Here is a 793-nt window from a genome sequence, read left to right on the forward strand (position 1 = left end):
GACGCGGGCGGCTGCGGACGCACCCAGCCTTTGGTAAAGGCTTTTTCGATGATGGTCTTCTCGATCTGCTCGATGGTCACCGCCGGCGCGTTGATACTCAGCACGCAGGCCTCCTCGCACGGCGCCGGACAGAGCCGACCGGTGAACTCGGGAAAGTTGTTGGTCGCCGCCAGTTGAAGGAAGGCCGCTTCCCAGCGGTCGTGGTAGACCTCGTCGTTCCAGTCGGGGATGCGGTTGCCAGGGGGCAGCCGGCGTGGCAGGTCGGCACGCCGCAATCCATGCAGCGGGCCGCCTGATCGCGCAAATCACTTTCCGGAAACGGCTGGTAAATTTCCCGGAAATCGCCGACCCGCTCCTTAACCGGCCGCCTTTCGGGCAGCCGGCGGTCGTGTTCCATGAATCCCGTGGGTTTTCCCATGATCATTCTCCGCCCATGCGGGCCAGGGCCTGTTTGTACTCCTTGGGCATGACCTTGACGAACCGCCCCCGCATGGTCCAGCGGTCGTCCAGCAGCCGGCGGGCCACGGGGCTGTCGGTAGCCCGTGCATGGGCCTCGATCAGGCTGACCAACTCGGCTTCGTCGTTTGGATCGAGGGGATCCAGATCCACCGATTCCCGGTTGCAGTTAAACGCCCGGAAATTGCCGGCGTCGTCTTCCAGCACATAGGCGATACCGCCGCTCATGCCGGCGGCGAAATTGCGTCCCGTGGGCCCCAGGATCACCACGCGGCCGCCGGTCATGTACTCGCAGCCATGGTCGCCGACCCCCTCCACCACGGCCAGGGCGCCGCTG

At 65.3% G+C, this 793-nt stretch carries 1 protein-coding gene and 1 pseudogene; both read right to left on the reverse strand.

All coding sequences use genetic code 11. The features are described from left to right. Window positions 1–424 (reverse strand): annotated as a pseudogene (locus JCM12296_RS51250) (hypothetical protein); the annotation flags it as partial. Continuing rightward, window positions 421–793, reverse strand: a 373-nt coding sequence (locus JCM12296_RS46820) for a GltB/FmdC/FwdC-like GXGXG domain-containing protein (RefSeq protein WP_157068225.1), incomplete at its 5' end; no start/stop codon positions are given. The gene JCM12296_RS46820 and the pseudogene JCM12296_RS51250, both read right to left, overlap by 4 nt.

The organism is Desulfosarcina cetonica JCM 12296, assembly GCF_001311845.1.
Lineage (GTDB): Bacteria > Desulfobacterota > Desulfobacteria > Desulfobacterales > Desulfosarcinaceae > Desulfosarcina > Desulfosarcina cetonica.